Source organism: Paraburkholderia franconis (assembly GCF_009362735.1).
In the GTDB taxonomy this organism is placed as follows: Bacteria; Pseudomonadota; Gammaproteobacteria; order Burkholderiales; family Burkholderiaceae; genus Paraburkholderia; species Paraburkholderia franconis.
The window spans coordinates 1-1,013 of record NZ_WHNP01000234.1; the positions used below are offsets into that span (position 1 = coordinate 1).

The following is a 1,013-nucleotide window of genomic DNA, read 5'->3' on the forward strand; positions in this document are numbered from 1 at the left end:
CTTGAAGGGTCGTTCAAGACCAGGACGTTGATAGGTCAGGTGTGGAAGCGCAGTAATGCGTTAAGCTAACTGATACTAATTGCCCGTAAGGCTTGATCCTATAACCGGTGTGTTTTACGGTCATGGTTAATGCTTCGGCATGACCCGGACCGCGCCCCCGAAGGGGGCAGGACACGCAGACGGTCGAGAGATCGGTGTTGTGCCGGTACAAACAACACAACCCCAACACACCCTTTACGCTTCTTCCCGATTGGCTGCGGCGCTCAAACCAGCGGCGCAGCAACCCGTCATGCCTGATGACCATAGCGAGTCGGTCCCACCCCTTCCCATCCCGAACAGGACCGTGAAACGACTCCACGCCGATGATAGTGCGGATTGCCCGTGTGAAAGTAGGTAATCGTCAGGCTCCTTACCCCAGACCCGACCCCGCCCCTCAGCAGGCGGGGTCGTGGCGTTTACGGCGTCGCGTTTTACCTTCCTCTGGCCGGCGCTGCTGGCGCAACGTAAGCGCCTTGCGGAGGCCGTTGCTGATTTTCGCGCGCGCGTGGCCGATGATGTGGCCTACTGACCTGCTCCCGGTATTAGTCCGGACCGCTGTTAGAGTCCGAGGTTAAAAGCTGCTTCGCTTCATGTGCCTGTGTGAACTGCCTGGGCGTCAGATATCCGAGCGAGCTGTGAGGCCGTTCGGTGTTGTACTCGTTTCTCCATTCTTCAATCGTAAGCGCCCGGCAATGACACCCCGGGGAGTGCGCGCCGGCGATCAGGCGGTGATCGGCGCCCAGCGATGAGGCAGTAGCTGAGCGATATCGTCGGCGCGATGCGTGGGCAAGCGGTTCAGTACGTCTTTGAGGTAGACGTATGGATCATGGCCGTTGAGCTGCGCTGATCGAATCAGGCTCATGATTGCGGCTGCGCGTTGCCCCGCACGCAAAGAGCCCGCGAAGAGCCAGTTCGTCCTTCCCAGGGCCCATGGACGAATCTGATTTTCCAGCCAATTGTTGTCGATCGGCACA

2 protein-coding genes and 2 rRNA genes are annotated in these 1,013 nt (G+C 59.1%); 2 read left to right on the forward strand and 2 right to left on the reverse strand.

Annotated elements, in window-relative coordinates; genetic code table 11:
* Both GCT13_RS47870 and rrf read left to right on the forward strand, forming a co-directional pair.
* A 23S ribosomal RNA gene (locus GCT13_RS47870) occupies window positions 1-100 on the forward strand; the annotation flags it as partial.
* 192 nt (window positions 101-292) lie between these two features.
* Window positions 293-406 (forward strand): 5S ribosomal RNA (gene rrf / locus GCT13_RS47875).
* A 175-nt stretch (window positions 407-581) separates the two neighbouring features.
* Here rrf and GCT13_RS51580 read toward each other — a convergent pair.
* On the reverse strand, window positions 582-860 hold the full coding sequence (locus GCT13_RS51580) for an integrase core domain-containing protein (RefSeq protein ID WP_407670982.1): 279 nt from the start codon (window positions 858-860) through the stop codon (window positions 582-584).
* On the reverse strand, window positions 761-1,013 hold a 253-nt coding region (locus tag GCT13_RS47885), incomplete at its 5' end, for a transposase domain-containing protein (protein ID WP_152767065.1). The genes GCT13_RS47885 and GCT13_RS51580, both read right to left, overlap by 100 nt.